Origin of the sequence: Methanoculleus sp. UBA303 (assembly GCA_002501655.1) — an archaeon.
Lineage (GTDB): Archaea > Halobacteriota > Methanomicrobia > Methanomicrobiales > Methanoculleaceae > Methanoculleus.
Window position 1 is genome coordinate 63,911 of record DANY01000009.1, and the last position, 16,419, is coordinate 80,329.

A 16,419-nucleotide genomic window follows, 5' to 3' on the forward strand; every position below is an offset into this window, starting at 1 on the left:
TATCCGCGGTGCTGGAAAACAGGGTGAGTCTCGGGATTTTCACGTCAGTCGTGCAAAGACCTTCTCAAACGCTTCCGCCTTCTTCTTCCAGCTGTGCTCCTCTATGCCGGCGGGCAGACCAGAGCGAAGAGGCGCTCGCCGTCGAGTGTGCGCTCCACCGCGGCGTAGGTCGACCCGGCGGCGTAGGATGCCACGTCGAAAGAGTGGCAGGTGACGTAGGTGTTTGTGTCTAAAAAACAGGTTCCCGTTGCCATCTGTTGCACCACCGGATGTAGCGGGGATCGTGGACCTGCTCCCGGTCATCTTCGGTGGCCAGGACCGGGGCACGCCATCGCACGTTGTCGGGAACTCCCGAGAGGGCTACACGCAACCGGGAGCCCGACTCGGGGTGGGCCTCCATGTCGTGCCTGGTGAAGATGTCACCGTAAATGACCGAAGAGCGCATCCTCGTTCAGTTGATGGTGCGTCCCTGCAGGATATCCTCTTCGGTGACCTCGAACGTCTGGCTGGTGTCTACGATCCGGTAGGGTCCCGCCGTCCTGACCCCGTCCGACCCTCCGGTCGCGTACGGGACGATGAACGTGCCGTTCACGCTCTCCTGCCGGTAGGTGAACGTCCGGCCGGTGTTCGTGACGACCGGCACCTCGATGATGCCGCTACCCCTGATCGCGGCGCCCGGGACGTACTCGAAGATCTTGACGTATTTCAGGTCGGGCCCGCTCGTGCCGGTGGTGCCGTAGACGTTCTGGGGGCTCTCGTGGACGAGCCGGTAGTGCTGGAGCGCCGGCACCCGTTCGAGCGGCTGGAGGATCGAGTCGCCCCGGTACTGGTAGTACATGTTCAGGAGCGTGGCATGAGAGCCCGCTGGCGCGTTCCTGTTGTATGCCTCCACTGCGGTGGCACCCGCGGTGGCGTTCATCTGTTCTGTCCGTGTGATGACGGGGAGCGAGGCGTTCGCCGTGCCCGCGTCGCGATACTCGGCGTAGATCACCTGCGACGTCGGGTCAGCCATGGACCCGTCGAAGTTGTGGAGGCGGGAGACCATCGTCAGGTAGTATTCCTGGCTGTAGAACGGCACCGCCTGGTAGCTCGTCGCGGCCGTACTCGTGGGGACGAAGAACTGCGGTTCGAAGGGACTCCTGCCCACGTCCGGATCTGCCCAGGTCGCCGGGGCGTGGAACTTCCCGGTATCGAGCTGGATATCGGTGACGACGTAGCGGGTGCCGATGTTGTCGAGGATCTTGTTCGCGGTCTCTTCGTCGGTCGCGACGAAGTACTGGGCCGATCCGTTCGGGCCGGCAACCCCGTGCTGGAAGGGGTTGTTGTTCGGGATTCGTTTTGCGATGAGGGTGATCCAGTGGCCGTAGTCCCACCAGGACATGACGCCGTAGGAGTCCTCAGGGTAGGTGAAGGTGTTCTGGTCGAGGATGGCGGTGTAGTCGACACCGGGGTTGGGGGTGTTTGCACCCATCCACTCGAGCGCTTCCATCCACTGCGAGTCGACGCCGCCGTACCTGGCGTTGTTCGCCAGGGCAATGTTCGCCTGGAGGGAACCCCCCGCGAAGAGGAGCGTCACGACGACGACCGCGATGAACGCCCCTGCTTTCAGGTAGTCCGGCTGGTCTTTGGAGGAAGCCTTCGGCTTTCTGGCCTCCGGGGCTTTCCCTCCCTTCTTCCCCTTTCGTGGCGGCTCTTCCCGCTTCTCCGCGGCTGCCGGGCTTGCATGAGCGGCTGACGTTGCCGTTCCCGCGAAGCGCGTGACGTCTTTCCACCCTATGTTCAGGACTGCGCCTGCAAAGACGGCGGAGAGCAGGGCGACGTTGACAGCAAAGTAATACTCGTACCGGACGTGCGCCATCGTCGAGGCGAGGATGATCGCCGTCCAGACGAGGACGAAGACGTGGGCGGGGTTCACCTTCTCGCGGCTCCACCAGAGCAGGAAGGCGATCCCGCCCGCCATAAGGAGGAGGCCCCAGTTGAACGCTGCCCAGGCCATATCGAACGACCAGGCCCGTGCCTCCAGGACGGTTGTGGTGACCGGCTGCTCGCCGAAGAACGCGAAGAGGCTTGCGATCAGGAGGTTGTAGACGTCAGGCAGGGCGACAGAGAGCGCCGCCACGACGACGACCGCGATGCCGGCGAGCGCTGCCGGGAAGTAGTACTTCGGGCGCCCGCGGAGGTAGGTAGCAAGACCGTAGAGCGCGAGCGTGCCTGCGATGAGGGCGGCGCAGGCGATGACGTGCCCGACGGTGTAGCGTGAGAGGTCGAGGCCGGGGTGCGGGAAGCCGAACGCTGCCGTCCCGATGATCGCGACACCGAAGGTGATAGTGTTTACGAGGACCAGGTAGTCGCTTGACCGGTCCTGGAAGAAGTCCAGGACGAACTGGATCAGGGTGAACGCCGTCACGATGAGCGCGAAGAGGATCATCGTCGGCATGTTGAAGTATCCGAGGAGGTACCCGACGCCCGCGAGCGCCGAGGCGAGCACCGGGGCCTTCAGGCCCTCAACCGTGAGGGTTCCGCGATCCTTGAGGGAGAACGGGTGGTCGCGGGTGACGAGCAGTGCCGCAACGTAGGCGAGGACGAAGATCGTCGAGAAGAGCGTCTCCGCGATATGGTGGTCGACGAACCCGAAGAGGGAACGGAAGGCGTAGTTCCCGCTGATGACCGCGATGAGGCCTGCCGCGATGATCCCCGTCTTCCAGTCCGCGATCTTCTTTCCGAGCAGGTAGGTGACCGGCACCATCGCCGCGCCCATCAGCGGCGGGACCCACGACGCCACCACCATGATCTCCGGCCGCGTCGCTGCGCCGGTAAGGACGCAGAGCGCCGATATGATCTCGATGAAGAGCGGCCCCCAGTAGATGACGTCCCCGGTCGGGTAGAGCGTCATCGCGTCGAACCAGGCGTAGCCGGGGAAGTTCGCGACGGTCTGTTCGACCTGGCGGATGTTGTACCAGGCGTCGTTTTCCAGGAGATTGACGCCGTCGGCGGTCACCAGACCATCCGAAGGGATACCTCGCGTCCAGAACGCGAGCAGGGTGAACAGGACGATAAAACCTATGATTATATACGGTCGGTATTTTCCGAGATCCACGTGAGCCATTGGACCCTCCTTGTTACGAATCAGTTTCCCTTCGAGCCATTAATAACCTTGGCGTATCCGGGAGAGCAGAAAAAGAAGCACCTACCGGGCTTTTCCTGTTAACCGTGTAAAGACCTTCTCAAACGCCTCCGCTTTCTTCTTCCAGCTGTGCTCCTCGATCCCGGCCGGGCAGCGTCCCGGGTTCTCGGCCAGTTCGTCAACCTTCTCGATGAACTCCTCTCTCTCCCGGTAGACGGCGATGCTCCCGCCGCCCATCCGGAGCATATCGGGAATGGGGGTGGAGAGGATCGGTTTCCCGCATGCCGAGTACTCGAAGTACTTGTTCGGCAGGGCGATATCGACCCATTGGGGGGGCGAGAGCGGGATGAGGCAGATGTCCATCGGCGCGATGTAGCCGGGAAGGTCATGGTACTCGACGGCGCCGGTGAAGTGCACCCGCCCGGCGACCCCGAGGTCTGCCGCAAGGGCACGCAGTTCGTCCAGGTAGCCAGTGAAGAGCGAACCGCCGACGATCAGAAGTTCTGCGTTCTCGTGCTTCTGGAGGATTTCGGGGAACGCACGGACCACCTCGTCGAGGGCGTACCACCGCTCGACGGCGCCCGCGAACCCGAGAACGAACGCATCGGGGGCAATTCCAAGGGCCTCCCGCATTACTCTGCCATCCATTGGACGGAAGAGGTCGGTGTTGACGCCGTTCGTGATCAACTCCGCCTCATAGCCGTATCTCTTCAGTTTCGCAACGAGCCCGGGCGAGACCGTTGTGATGACATCGCTGTGGTCGAGGTTGTACCGGGTTACGGCGAGGACGCCTTCCCGGAGCACCCACTGCATGGCGGGGTTCTTGTAGTAGGCGGCGGCGGAGTCGGGGAACCAGTCCTTCAGGTCGAAGACGACCGGCACGCCGAACTTCTTCGCCGCACGGATCATCGCCGTTCCTGCGAGGACGTGGGCGCCGACAACGACATCGATGTCGTAGTCCCGGATGATATCACGGATGACCCGGTAGTGGCAGGGTGCGTTTAAGGTGTAGTGGAGGAAGGGGCTTGCCACGGGAAATTGTGTCGCTTCGTGGACGTGGAGGCGTGTCTCCCGCTCCTTCCCCCTGCTGACGTGGAAATGGGGGACGTGGACCTCGTGCCGTGTTGCCAGTTCCTCGAATATGTTGTGGTGCCGGGACGGGATCGGGTGGTGGATGTAGTCCTGGGTGGAGACGAGCAGAATTCTCATGGGTATCCAGTTATGCTTCCTGCAGTTCCCGGACCGCGTCGCAGATGTACGCCAGTTCTTCGTCCGTCACCGACGGGTGGACGGGCAGGCTCACGACCGAGGCCGCGAGGTCATCCGATACCGGGCAGGAGGTGCTGTTGTTTCCAGCCAGGTATACCGGCTGCCGGTTGACGGGGATGGGGTAGTGGACGGCGGTCCCGATCCCCTGCTCGGAAAGAGCTTCCATGAACGCATCCCTCGACAGAGGGTAGCCGGCGGGGAGCCTCACCACGTACTGGTGGTAGACGTGCCGGACGCCCGGTGCCACGTAGGGCGTGATAAGCCCTGTTCCCGCGAGGTGGCGGTCGAGGTATCGAGCGTTGTGGATCCGGCGCTCGTTGAACCCCCGGAGCCGGTCGAGCTGCACAAGGCCGATGGCGGCGGCGATGTTCGTCATCCGGTAGTTGTAGCCGACGGCCGAGTGAAAGTACTTCTTGCTCTGCCCGTGGTTGATGAAGAGCCTGACCCGCTCTGCAAGGGCGTCGTCGTCGGTCGTGACCATACCGCCTTCCCCGGTGGTCATGTTCTTCGTCGGGTAGAACGAGAAGCAGGCGAGGTCGGCAAGGCTCCCTGCCCGTTTTCCCTGGTACTCCGCACCGTGCGCCTGGGCCGCATCCTCGATGAGGACGAGCCTGCGGTCGTCGCAGAGATCGCGGACGGCACCGACGTCGAACGGCTGCCCGAAGAGGTGGACCCCGATGACCGCCCGGGTATCCGGCCTGATGAGATCCGCGACCGACTCCGGGTCGATGTTGAACGTCCGTGGATCAACGTCCGCGAAGAGCGGGGTTGCCCCGCACATCGAGACGCTTGATGCCGTCGCAAAGAACGTGAACGCCGGGACGATCACCGAGTCCCCGGGCCCGACGCCGGCGGCAAGGAGGGCCGCGTGGAGCGCCGCCGTCCCGGAGTTGACGCCGATTGCATGCCGGGCACCACAGTATTCCGCAAACCGCGACTCGAACTCCGTGACGTCCGATCCCTGGGCGAGCATCCCCGACCGCATCACGCGGGCGACGGCTTCTATCTCCTCCTCCCCGACGAGCGGCCGGGCGACGGGGATCTTCATCGGCCTCGCCTCGCCTCTGGGGGGAGCGGCCGGAACCGTGCCGGTGTACCCACCGCGAGTGCCCCCGGCGGGACGTCCTTTGTCACCACCGCGCCGGCGGCGACGAACGCCCCTTCACCGACGGTGACGCCGGGGAGGATCGTTGCGTTCGCACCGACGACGGCGCCGTCCCCGATCACCGGGCCCCGGAGGGATTCATGGGGCCCCGGCGGATAGCGGTCGTTCGTCAGCACGGCGTTCGGGCCGACGAAGACCCGGTTGCCGATCCGGGCGCCGGTGGGGATGTAGACCAGGCTCTGGAGGCGGACATCGTCGCCGATTGTGCAGTCGCCCTCGATCACCGCCGCCGTCCCGATCGCGACACGGTCGCCGATGGTTGTCTTCTCGCGGATCAGAACGTTATGGCCGGTCTGGAAGGCCTCGCCGATCGTCACGTCGCAGTAGATGATGGTGCCCGACCGGAGGATAGCGTTCCTCCCGATGGTGGCGCCCGGGTATCCTTCCTCGCCGATCCGGTCGCGGGAGGGAAACCCGAGAGTCACCGGTTCAAATATCACCGCCCCCTCACCGAGGGCGTTGTGTCCATATTCAATCATTCAACGGTCACGCTCTTTGCCAGGTTCCGGGGTTTGTCGACGTCCCGCTGCAGGGCGCATGCGGTGTGGTAGGCGAGCAGCTGGAGGGCGACCGATGCGGTCAGCACCTGCACCAGAAGGTGTGTGTTCGGGATGGGGATGAAGATATCCACAATCTCAGCGAGCTCCTTATCGCCTTCCACACCGAGCCCGATGACCGGTGCCTTTCGGGCCTTCATCTCCTTGATATTCGAGGCCATCACGCTGTAGGTCGGGCCGGGGGTGCATATGGCGACTACCGGCGTCTCAGGGGTGAGCAGGGCGAACGGCCCGTGTTTTAGTTCGCCCGCCGCATACCCCTCGGCGTGGACGTAGCTGATCTCCTTCATCTTCAAGGCGCCCTCCATCGAGACCGGGTAAAATGCCCCTCTCCCCACGAAAAAGACGTGTTCGGCCTTAGAACAGAGGGTGACCGCCTCCTTGATCTCGCGGAGGAGGACCTCACTGATGGCTAGGTGCGCGTGTGAGAGGATGTCGTCGAACGCCCCATCACAGCGGGCATTGAGGATCTGCATCAGCGCCGCGAGCTGTGCCGTGTAGGACTTGGTTGCGGCGACGCCGATCTCGGGGCCGGCCCGCATGATCAGGGTCTCATCCGCGACCCGGGTGACGGTGCTCCCCATCACGTTGGTGATGGCAAGCGTGGGGCAGTTGCGGGCTTTTGCCATCTTTAAGGCGGCGATCGTATCGGCAGTCTCCCCTGATTGCGAGACAGCGATCACGAGGCCGTGGAGGGGTGGGGTGAAATACTTGAACTCCGACCCCATCTCGACCCGAACCGGGACATTACAGAGGGCTTCGGCCAGGTACTTGAAGATCAGGGCGGTGTGGTAGGACGTCCCGCACGCGACCAGGGTGATCTCGCCGGCCTCCGTGACCATCTGCCGCACATGGTCGTCGATGCCTGCCCGGATGGTCTCGTAGAAAGACTGGGGCTGTTCGAAGATCTCCTTGAGCATGTAGTGGGCAAACCCGCCCTTCCGGGTATCCTCGACGCACCAGCTGATCAACTCGACCGGGCGCTCCACCTTCCGGCCGCCGTGGAAGATATTGAGGTGATCGGACGTTATATCAGCCACGTCACCGTCCTCGAGGTAGATCACACGCTCGGTGTACTCAAGGAGCGGCGTCATATCCGAGGCGGCAAAGATCTCGGCGTCGCCGACCCCGAGGACGAGCGGGCTCGCGTTCCGGGCGGCAACGATCCTCTGCGTATCCTCTGCAATTGCGAGGATGGCATACGAGCCTTCGAGGAGGGGGAGGGTTGCGTTGACCGCCGCGAGGAGGTCTCCGTCATAGTGCTCCTCGATGAGGTGGACGATCACCTCGGTATCGGTCTCGGACCGGAAGGTGTGGCCACGCGCCTGCAACTGCCGCTTCAGTTCGCTGTAGTTCTCGATGACACCGTTGTGCACCACGGCGATTTTCTCCGTGCAGTCGGTATGCGGGTGGGCGTTGATGTCGCTTGGTTCGCCATGGGTGGCCCACCGGGTATGCCCGATACCGGTGCATCCATGGAGACCGACCACTCCAGCCTCGCCGTCCGATATACGGCCCATTTTTTTGTAAACCTCGAGCGCACTCCCGACCGTCGCGATGCCGAACGAGTCATAGCCCCGATACTCAAGCCGCTTCAACCCCTGGATCAGGACCGGCGTTGCGTCCCGTCTTCCGATGTAGCCGACTATCCCGCACATCTACATCACCCGGGTGCCGTCCTCGATGAGCCCGACCACTGTCTTCCCCTCTTCAATGGTAACACTGTTACCTGCTATGCAGTTTTTAAATGTTGTGAAGGGTGCTGCACGGACCCCGTCGCCGAGGACTGCGCCGAATTCCTCCTTATGGACCCGGTCTCCGACCTCGATGAAACTTGCGAACGGGTAGGTGGTAGTATGGTCGGCGAGGATGCACCCCTGGCCGAAGACCGCCGAGACGATCCTTGAATGGGATCCTATCTTGACATCGCTCATGATGAGCGAGTCGGCAACGTAGGTGAACGGCTCAAGCACCACCCGGTTGCCGATGCTCGCATCGGGCATGATCACGCAGTTCGGGCCGATGTTGCAGTTGCTCCCGATGGTGACGGGGCCGTAGATCACGGTGTTCGGGCCGATGGTCGTCCCGGTGCCGATATGTACGGTACCCCGGCGGATGACGGATGCATCGACCGTCCCGCCGATCTCGGGAGTGATCCCCTTGAGCATCCGGCTGTTCAGTTTCAGGAGATCCCAGGGATAGATGGCATCCTGCCAGTCGTCTGCCGGGATCGCCCGTATCCGCTGGCCCGACGCGATCATGGCGGAGATGGCGTCGGGGATCTCGTTCGTCCGGAGGTAGGAGAAGACGTCGGGTGTGAATGAGTAGACCCCGGTCGATACCGTGAACGTCGGGGCATCTTCGGGCTTCTCGATGATTTCGCGGACGAAGCCGTTCCTGATCACCACGACCCCGAAGTTCGAGGGGTTCGGGTGCTCGGCCACGAGCATGGCATTTCGCTCCCTCTTGATCCGGGCGATCGATTCAGCGTTGATGTAGTTGTCACCGGGGAGAACGAGGAAGTCGTCCGTGATCTCCGACTCGGCCGCCCGGAGGGCGTCGGCGGTCCCGAGCTGCCGCTCCTGCACGACGACCTGGATCGGGGCTTCAAGCCGGTTGAGGTGCCGGATGACGTCTTCTTTACGGTAGCCGACCACCACAACGATATCGCGGATCCCGTTCTCCAGCAGAGCGTCGATGACGTACTCGATGATCGGCCGGTTTGCGACCGGGAGCATGGCTTTGGGCTTGCTCCGGGTGAGCGGCCGGAGGCGGCTCCCTTCTCCCGCTGCTAAAATGATTGCCTGCATCATATCACCTGATGACTGATCCTTCCTCGATGCATCCCTCAACGAGGGAGTGGGGGGCAATCTTAGCGTTGCTGCCGACGAGGCTCCCGACGTTGACCGAGCAGTTGATGCCGAAAAGGACGTTATCGCCGATGATGGCGCCGAACTTCCTCCTGCCGGTAGTCCTCCCGCAGACCTTCACCGCACCGTTGTCGTGCCTGAGGTTCGCGACCTTGGTGCCGGCCCCGAAGTTGCACCCGCTCCCGACGATACTGTCGCCCACGTAGTTGAAGTGTGGGATCCTGGTGGACGACATGATGATGGAGTTCTTGATCTCGGTCGCATGCCCGATATGGCAGTCATCACCGATGGCGGTAGAGCCCCGGATATAGGCGTGGGGGCCGATGACGCAGTTCTCGCCGATGACACAGGGGCCCTCGATGTAGGTGCCGGCCCGGATGACGGTTCCTTTGCCTATGCTGATCGTATCGGGGAGGGTGCACCCGTCTTCGACGGTGCCGCACCGTTCGTGGTGCAGCGAGGAGAGGAGCGCCTCGTTTGCGTCAAGGAGATCCCACGGCTGTCCGACGTCGAGCCAGTAGTCCAGCGGGTACGCATTGAGCGTTCCTTCCCTGATGTAGGACTCGAGGGCGTCGGTCAGCTCGAACTCACCCCGGCCTGATATCTTGATCCCCGCAAGGAGGTTGAATATGTCCGGGTTGAAGAGATAAGCTCCCGCGTTGATCAGGTTGCTCTTCGGGTGTTCCGACTTCTCCTCAAGACCGGTGATACGGCTATCCTCCACGGTCACCACGCCGTAGTCCTGTGGGTGGTCTGTCTCGTGTATTCCCATACAGGGGGCGCTCATCCGGCAGAGTTCCTCGATGTCGTTCCTCTTGAGGACCATATCGCCGTTGAGGAGGAGAAATTGCCCGTTGACCATTCCTGCCGTCGCCCGGAGAGCGTCGGCGGTCCCGAGCTGGTGCCGCTGGGTGACGTAGGTGATATTCACGCCAAGAGTGCTGCCGTCCCTGAAGTGGTTCCGGATCTCACGCTCAAAGTAACCGACGACGAAGATGAAGTCGGTGATTCCTGCGTCCCGGGCCGCGAGGACCAGGTGTTCCATCATCGGGCGGTTGGCGATGGGAAGCATAACCTTCGGACGCCGGGCGGTCAGGGGGCGCATCCGTTTCCCCTCTCCTGCTGCTAACACGACACACTGCATACTATTCACTCCTACTCTGCTCCCGAAACACGTTTCGCTCTCTCAAGGGCTGTATGCCCTGCATCGAGCATTCTTTTTGCTTTTGCGGGCGTCTTTCCCTCGGCCGTGATCCGGACCTTCGGTTCGGTGCCGCTCGCCCGGATCAGGTACCAGCCGTCGTCGTCACTGTATCGGACGCCATGCGTAGGCTCATCAGCTCCCATCGCCGCCATGATCCCCCCCGGAACAGCGACGCGGTACGACTCCCGGAGGAGGGTATACCGGGGCATCCGGTCCAGTTCTTCGGCGATCGACCACTCCGACGCAATCTCGCAGAGCAGGGCCGCGGCATAGACCCCGTCAGGGCAGTAGGAGTGCTCGGGGAAGATCCAGCTCCCCGACGCCTCTCCGCCGAAATCTCCCCACGAGAGGAGTTCCTCGGAGACGAAGCTGTCGCCGACCGGCGTGCGGCGGACCTCCGCGACCTCTTCGATCGCCATGGAGGCGTCGACGGTGGTGACCACGCGCTTCCGGTCAAGGTACTTCGCGAAGAGCATAAGAAGATGGTCTCCGTCGATGTAGCGGCCCCGCTCATCGAACGCCATCATCCGGTCGGCGTCGCCGTCGTGAATCACCGCACACGCAGCCTCTCGCCTCCGGACGATCTCGCCGATATAGGGGAGATTTGCCTCCAGCGGCTCCGAAGGGCGGGCGAACCGGCCCGAGACGTTGCAGTTCAGCCCGATGACGGTCGCCCCTGCCCCTGCAAGGAGATCGGGGGTGATGACGCTTCCCGCACCGTTGCCACAGTCCAGCACGGCCGTGACCGGGCGGGAGAGGCTGAGCTGGTCAAGGATCGCCTCCCGGTGGGCATCCACCGCATCGACGGGGGCGACGTGCCCCTGCTCGTCCCAGTCCTCCCAGTGCGACCCCTCGAGCGCACCCTCAATTGCCGCCTGCTGCCGGCGGGTGAACGACGACCCGTCGGGGTTGAGCAGTTTTACCCCGTTGTAGGATTCGGGGTTATGCGAGGCGGTGATCATGCATCCTGCGTCCACGCATCCCGTCGCGTGCGCGACCGTCGGTGTGGGCGCGATGCCGCAGGTGTAGACGGTCGCACCGGCCGAGAGCATACCGGCGATGACACAATGTTCCAGCAGTTTGCTGGTTGTGCGGGTATCCCTGCCCACGACGATGCCTTGCGCGCCGTCTGCGGCGGCTGCTCCGATACGGAGCGCCAGATCGACGAGGCCGGGGCCGAACTCCTGCCGGATCCCGGAAGAGCCGAATAGCATACTCCTGTATAGTCCTTTCTTTCCTAAAAAAAGGTATTCATCGCCCGTAGGGGCACCAGTGCTCGAGATTGATGAGGCCGCTGACCCCGGCGGTCGACGGTCCGAGAAAGATTATCCGTTTCTTCCCCCGGCAGTCGTCGATGCAGGCGACTCCGGCGTCTGTCGTCATGCCGTCGCCGGCGACCAGAAGGAGGTCGGCCTCATCTGGCGAATCGACTACCTGGCCTTTGAAGGCCCGCTCGAGCACCGGCATCGGGCCGACAAGGTAGACGCGCTTCCCGGCGACCTCGCGGGAGAGTTCCGCAAGGCAGGGGGCATAGCATTCGGGAGTGCAGGGATGGAGTTTCCGTGTCAGACAGAGGAACGCTGAGATGGCGTTGATGATCACGCTCGCCGCCCCCCGCTGTTTCTGGTCTTTGAGTGGCGCACCGAACATAAAGGAGATCCGGGTGTTGGCCCGGATCGGCTCGCTGGTGATGAACTGCCCGCTCTGCCCTCCAAAATGCCCCTCCATGCAGACTCCTTTTGGATACTGGCAGACCTCTGCGTCGTAGTTCACCCTGAGCGCAACGACACCGTCCTCGCATCCGCTGTCCGTGAGTGCCTTCTCCAGTTTCCCGATCGCATCGTGCAGAAAACTCATGGCTCTTCCTCCATAGACTGTTTGCAGAGGATCGCCCGCACTGGCGATCCGTCTGCGCCGGCAAGGCGCAACGGCAATGCTACCATAACATAGTCTCCTTCCGGCACGGCTGCGAGGTCGAGCAGTTCGAGGACGACCATTCCGCTCCCGAGCAGCCTGCGGTGGACTGAACCGTCGCCGCTAAATGCCTCGATCGATGGAGCGTCGGTCCCGAGGCAGGTGATGCCGGCGTCTGCGATGAGGTGTGCCGCTTCAAGAGAGAGCGCCGGGTACCCGGGCTCGAACCGTTGCCGCTCCGAGAACCAGGTCTTCAGAAGGAGCGTCCGGGTGCCTGCAAGGCGGCCGGCGAGGCGGCCAGGACCGATGACCTCTTCCGCATCGCTGCAGTCCAGCACTCGCGCCAGCCCCATAAGCACACCTGGCGGGATCTGGTCGACAGTCCGGCCGCCTTCCAGGTAGTGCGACGGGGCGTCGATGTGCGTTCCGGAATGGCTTCCGATGGTCATCTCGGTCACACGGTACTGTCCGTTATCTATCTCGCGGAACCGGGGTGGGACATCCCCGGGGTAGAGGATGGTATCCTCGGAGAGGTCCCTGGTGATGTCGTAGACCTTCACGGGGAACCTTCTCCTCGCCACCCAAACTGCCCGATCAGCGGTACGAAGCAGACGCCGCCGAGCGGGATCTTCTCCACCTGGCCTTCGTGTTTGACGAGTTTGATGAGGTCCTGGCAGTCCCGCGGCCCGATGGGAGCAACCAGCCGCCCGCCTTCAGCGAGCTGGTCGATCAGGGGTTCCGGGACAGTGGGCGATGCCGCCGTGACGATGATAGCATCGTACGGCGCCCCCGGCGGATAGCCTTCCGTGCCGTCGCCGACGATCACCCGGACGCCGGCGACCCCGGCCCGGGCGAGGTTCTTTTGTGCCCGATCGGCGAGGTCTTCCAGGCGTTCGACGGATATGACCGTGCCGGCAAGTTCGGCGAGGAGTGCGGCCTGGTAGCCGCTGCCGGTCCCGACTTCGAGCACCCGGTCCTGCGGCGCGAGATCGAGTTGTTCGGTCATGACGGCGACGATGTAGGGCTGGGAGATGGTCTGCCCTTCCCCGATGGGGAGCGGCCGGTCCTCGTAGGCGGCACGCTCATAGCCCTTCGGCACGAAGAGGTGGCGCGGGATCTTCCGCATCGCGGCAAGCACCCTGGGGTTCCTGACCCCCCGGGCCAGGATCTGGAACTCCACCATCTCCTCGCGTTCTTCCTGGCATGGGTCGGTCTCCGCCATATCCTCTTCTCACGAATCAGAACCCGGATTCTGCTTTATCGATCGCGGTATCGATCTGCTTCTGCAGAACTGCAGGCAGACCGCTGATCTTGACATCCAGGAACCCGCGTATAATGGTTGCGGTGGCCTCCTCCTCCGAGAGGCCTCTCGCCATGAGGTACTCGATCTCGTGGCGGGCGATCTTACCGACCGCGGCCTCGTGGGAGAGTTCGGTGCCGGTCAGTGTTCCTTCGATCTCGGGGATGGCGTGGATGATGCCGTCTTTTAAGATCAGGCCTTTGCACTCGATATGGCCCCGCGTGTTATCCTTCTCGCCGAGGATGTGCCCCCGGGATATGATGGTGCCGCCGGTGGTGATCGCCCGGGTGATCAGTTCGGCGCTCGTATTCTCGGCGCCGAGGATGGCGCGGGAGCCGAGGTCGAGGAGTGACCCCGGCGTCGCGACGACGATGCTCGAGAACCGGGCCACGGCGTTCTTCCCGACAAGGCGCGCCGTTGGGTACATGTTGACCTGGTGGACCGGCTGCATGCAGACGTAGTTCGAGAGGAAGGTGCCGTCCTCCTCGATGATGGTGGCGCTCCGCGGGAAGACGCTGATCCCCGGGTTCCAGTTGTGGATCATCGTGGACGTGACCTTGGCGCCCTTGCCGACGTAGATCTCGGTCACCCCGATATGCGCTCCGTGCTCCTTCTGCCAGGAACTCGCGCAACCGGAGATGATGTGGATCTCGGACCCCTCTCTCGCGATGAAGATGTTATGCACATGCTGCACCGGCTCCTCGCGGAGGAAGAGGCAGGCCTGGAGAGGCATTTCGACCTTCGCACCCGGATGAGCGATGACAACGAGGCCCTGCGGGTCTTCCTGCTTTGCCAGGTACTGCGTATACTTATCCTTATCCTTCGGGACAGCGTTCCAGTAGTAGTCCTTCACCCAGTCATACTTCTCGAGGGCGGCCTTGATGGGGAGCATCTCGACTCCCTCGGCCCCACAGGTGGTCTGGACCACGTTCTGGTCAATCTGGAAGAAACTCCCGCACCGGTTCTGCATCCCTACTTCAAGGCCGGTCAGAGCGAGGCGTTCCCGGTCCTTCTCCGAGAGGTGCTCCATGTCAGTTATATCTGTTTGCAACGCAGACACTCCCCGTATCCTTTTTCCTTGACCACGCGCAGAATCTCGCGGGGGTTTCCGTGACACCGTATCTGGCCGTCGATCAGCACGTGCCCCTGGTCGGCCTCGAGGTAATCGAGTATGTAGCCGGTATGGGTGATGATAAGGCCGCTTCGCTGTCGGTTGATGATATGGATATCTTTCTCGAGCAGGCCTGCGATCTCCTTGCCCATGAGGCTCATATTCTCGAGGTCGACACCGCTCTCCGGTTCATCCAGCATGACGAAGTCGGGCTGCTGGACCTTCAGTTGCAGGACTTCGCTTCGTTTCATCTCGCCGCCGGAGAACCCGACGTTGACGTCCCGGGTGAGGAAGGGCTCCATGTTGACCGATTGTGCCAGCGCCTCGATCGCGCCTTCTCCCATATGGGATGTGGCGGCAAGCAGTTTCCCGAGTTTCAGCCCGGATATCGCTGGGGGGTGCTGAAACATCATGCCTATCCCGAGGTGGGCCCGCTCGTGGATCGGCATGTGGGTGATATCCTTCCCTTTAAACACAATTGACCCGGACGTGATCGTATAGCCGCCGAACCCCATGATGGCTTTGAGCAGGGTGCTCTTTCCCGAGCCGTTCGGACCCATCAGGATATGGGTCTCCCCCTCCCCGATGTGGAGGTTGATGTCGTGGAGCTTCTCGGTGCCATCCACGTTCACGTGCAAATCACTAATATCCAGCATACGGCACTTCGTTTCATGTATATGCCGGGTAATACATTAACACTTGCCAACGGAACAGTTGCCGTTTCAGCCGATAGGAAGGTAAAACTCGCCGGTACGTAGGACTATTGTAAAACGGATTTCTGTATCCGGCCTCCCTGAACAAAGGGGGTCGATTTCGGCCTGAAATCCAACTCTTCACTTTCACCCCGCACGCGGCTTACGGTTAAATAGCGGTCCCTCCCCGTTCTCTATATGGAAAGGATCGCATTCACCACGTTTGCCTGCCTTGTCGAGCGGGCCGCCCGGCACCCGGTTATCGTCAGGCGGAACCAGATGCGCAAAGTGGCGTATACCAGCACCGTTGCTCCGGCGAACCGCACTTCTCCGTGATGGAGGGCAAGACAGATTTAACTTGCGGGGGTGAAGGGGGCGGAGCGGGAAGTCCCCACCCTTTAGGGTGGGGACGGCCGCTCCGCCGCCCTTCTTCATTACGATAGGTATATCATTTTGGGTATTATAGTATAATTCAAGCGTAGATGATCGTTTCCTACAAGTATCGGGCGTGTACTCCAAAGTTCTCCAGATGGTGAACTCTACGCTCTGGAGTAACATTCGTGCTCTCTCCCAGACGAAGAAGAAGGGGCGGAAGATCGGTAAACTCCGGTTCAAAGGTGCATCCCGGTACCGGACGCTCAACTACAACCAATCTGGATTCAAGATCGACAGAGAACACAGCGCCATCACCTTCTCAAAGATCGGAACAATACCGTTCACGATGCACCGGCCCTATGTCGGGACGGTGAAGGGTGTCCAGATCACCCGTTCCGGGGACAACTGGTACGTGATCATCCAGGCAGAACAGAAGATTTCCGAACCAACGAGAGAAGGCCGTTCAGTTGGGATTGATGTCGGTCTGAACGCATTTGCGGCCGATAGTGATGGCGGGGTAATCGAAAACCCCCGATTCTTTGAACAATCGCGGAATACGATCAAGAAATTGCAGCAAAGTGTTGCCCGGAAGAAGCGGTTCTGAAAGAACTGGATGAAAGCAAAGGATAACCTGGAGAAGGCATATGACCATATCACGAACCAGAAGAAAGATTTCCTCCACAAACTCTCCCGGTGGTATGTGGATGCCTATGCGACGATCTGTGTCGAAGACCTGAACATCAAGTATCTCAAAGAGAACGGTAAATCCACCGGGCTCCGCAGAAGCATCCACGACGCATCGTGGGGACGATTCTTATCATCTCGAACGGGCAAGGAG

Annotated in this window: 17 protein-coding genes; 3 read left to right on the plus strand and 14 right to left on the minus strand. The window is 62.0% G+C overall.

Annotated elements, in window-relative coordinates:
• Positions 1-101: 101 nt before the first annotated feature.
• The 14 genes from BP846_RS02225 to BP846_RS02290 form a co-directional block, all read right to left on the minus strand.
• Complete coding sequence (locus tag BP846_RS02225; protein ID WP_292392417.1) at positions 102-254, minus strand: hypothetical protein; 153 nt, start codon at positions 252-254, stop codon at positions 102-104.
• A gap of 197 nt (positions 255-451) precedes the next feature.
• Positions 452-3,106 carry an oligosaccharyl transferase, archaeosortase A system-associated gene (locus tag BP846_RS02230; RefSeq protein WP_292392418.1) on the minus strand — a complete coding sequence of 885 codons (2,655 nt, stop codon included), beginning with the start codon at positions 3,104-3,106 and terminating at the stop codon, positions 452-454.
• Between the two features lie 81 nt (positions 3,107-3,187).
• On the minus strand, positions 3,188-4,333 hold the full coding sequence (locus BP846_RS02235) for a glycosyltransferase (protein ID WP_292392419.1): 1,146 nt from the start codon (positions 4,331-4,333) through the stop codon (positions 3,188-3,190).
• Between the two features lie 10 nt (positions 4,334-4,343).
• Positions 4,344-5,441, minus strand: coding sequence for a DegT/DnrJ/EryC1/StrS family aminotransferase (locus tag BP846_RS02240; protein WP_292392420.1), 1,098 nt, complete (start codon positions 5,439-5,441; stop codon positions 4,344-4,346).
• On the minus strand, positions 5,438-6,037 hold the full coding sequence (locus tag BP846_RS02245) for an acyltransferase (RefSeq protein ID WP_292392421.1): 600 nt from the start codon (positions 6,035-6,037) through the stop codon (positions 5,438-5,440). Before BP846_RS02245 ends, BP846_RS02240 begins: the two co-directional genes overlap by 4 nt.
• Positions 6,034-7,773 carry a glutamine--fructose-6-phosphate transaminase (isomerizing) gene (glmS, locus tag BP846_RS02250; protein WP_292392422.1) on the minus strand — a complete coding sequence of 580 codons (1,740 nt, stop codon included), beginning with the start codon at positions 7,771-7,773 and terminating at the stop codon, positions 6,034-6,036. Before glmS ends, BP846_RS02245 begins: the two co-directional genes overlap by 4 nt.
• Positions 7,774-8,928 carry a bifunctional sugar-1-phosphate nucleotidylyltransferase/acetyltransferase gene (glmU, locus tag BP846_RS02255; RefSeq protein WP_349680747.1) on the minus strand — a complete coding sequence of 385 codons (1,155 nt, stop codon included), beginning with the start codon at positions 8,926-8,928 and terminating at the stop codon, positions 7,774-7,776. It abuts the gene before it with no gap.
• Between the two features lies 1 nt (position 8,929).
• Positions 8,930-10,129 (minus strand): bifunctional sugar-1-phosphate nucleotidylyltransferase/acetyltransferase, encoded by a 1,200-nt coding sequence (gene glmU / locus BP846_RS02260; protein ID WP_292392423.1) that lies wholly within the window; start codon positions 10,127-10,129, stop codon positions 8,930-8,932.
• A gap of 11 nt (positions 10,130-10,140) precedes the next feature.
• Positions 10,141-11,403 carry a phosphopentomutase/phosphoglucosamine mutase gene (locus BP846_RS02265; RefSeq protein WP_292392424.1) on the minus strand — a complete coding sequence of 421 codons (1,263 nt, stop codon included), beginning with the start codon at positions 11,401-11,403 and terminating at the stop codon, positions 10,141-10,143.
• A 37-nt stretch (positions 11,404-11,440) separates the two neighbouring features.
• Positions 11,441-12,046 (minus strand): hypothetical protein, encoded by a 606-nt coding sequence (locus BP846_RS02270; RefSeq protein ID WP_292392425.1) that lies wholly within the window; start codon positions 12,044-12,046, stop codon positions 11,441-11,443.
• Complete coding sequence (locus BP846_RS02275) at positions 12,043-12,663, minus strand: cyclase family protein (RefSeq protein ID WP_292392426.1); 621 nt, start codon at positions 12,661-12,663, stop codon at positions 12,043-12,045. The genes BP846_RS02270 and BP846_RS02275 overlap by 4 nt, the downstream gene beginning before the upstream one ends.
• The gene (locus BP846_RS02280) at positions 12,660-13,325 is read right to left on the minus strand and encodes a protein-L-isoaspartate(D-aspartate) O-methyltransferase (protein ID WP_292392427.1); all 666 of its coding nucleotides are present in this window, start codon (positions 13,323-13,325) and stop codon (positions 12,660-12,662) included. The genes BP846_RS02275 and BP846_RS02280 overlap by 4 nt, the downstream gene beginning before the upstream one ends.
• 16 nt (positions 13,326-13,341) lie before the next feature.
• Positions 13,342-14,433: a SufB/SufD family protein gene (locus BP846_RS02285; RefSeq protein ID WP_394339948.1), complete on the minus strand. Its 1,092-nt coding sequence runs from the start codon at positions 14,431-14,433 to the stop codon at positions 13,342-13,344.
• 5 nt (positions 14,434-14,438) lie between these two features.
• A complete protein-coding gene (locus BP846_RS02290; protein WP_292392429.1) occupies positions 14,439-15,170 on the minus strand; it encodes an ABC transporter ATP-binding protein in 732 nt (243 codons plus the stop codon).
• A gap of 234 nt (positions 15,171-15,404) precedes the next feature.
• On the opposite strand from BP846_RS02290, the gene BP846_RS02295 reads away from it, so the two are divergent.
• The 3 genes from BP846_RS02295 to BP846_RS02305 all read left to right on the plus strand — a co-directional run.
• On the plus strand, positions 15,405-15,542 hold the full coding sequence (locus BP846_RS02295; RefSeq protein WP_292392430.1) for a hypothetical protein: 138 nt from the start codon (positions 15,405-15,407) through the stop codon (positions 15,540-15,542).
• Between the two features lie 172 nt (positions 15,543-15,714).
• The gene (locus BP846_RS02300) at positions 15,715-16,185 is read left to right on the plus strand and encodes an RNA-guided endonuclease InsQ/TnpB family protein (protein WP_292392432.1); all 471 of its coding nucleotides are present in this window, start codon (positions 15,715-15,717) and stop codon (positions 16,183-16,185) included.
• Positions 16,186-16,194: 9 nt separating this feature from the next.
• Positions 16,195-16,419: IS200/IS605 family accessory protein TnpB-related protein (locus BP846_RS02305; protein WP_292392433.1), on the plus strand; the 225-nt coding region annotated here is incomplete at its 3' end.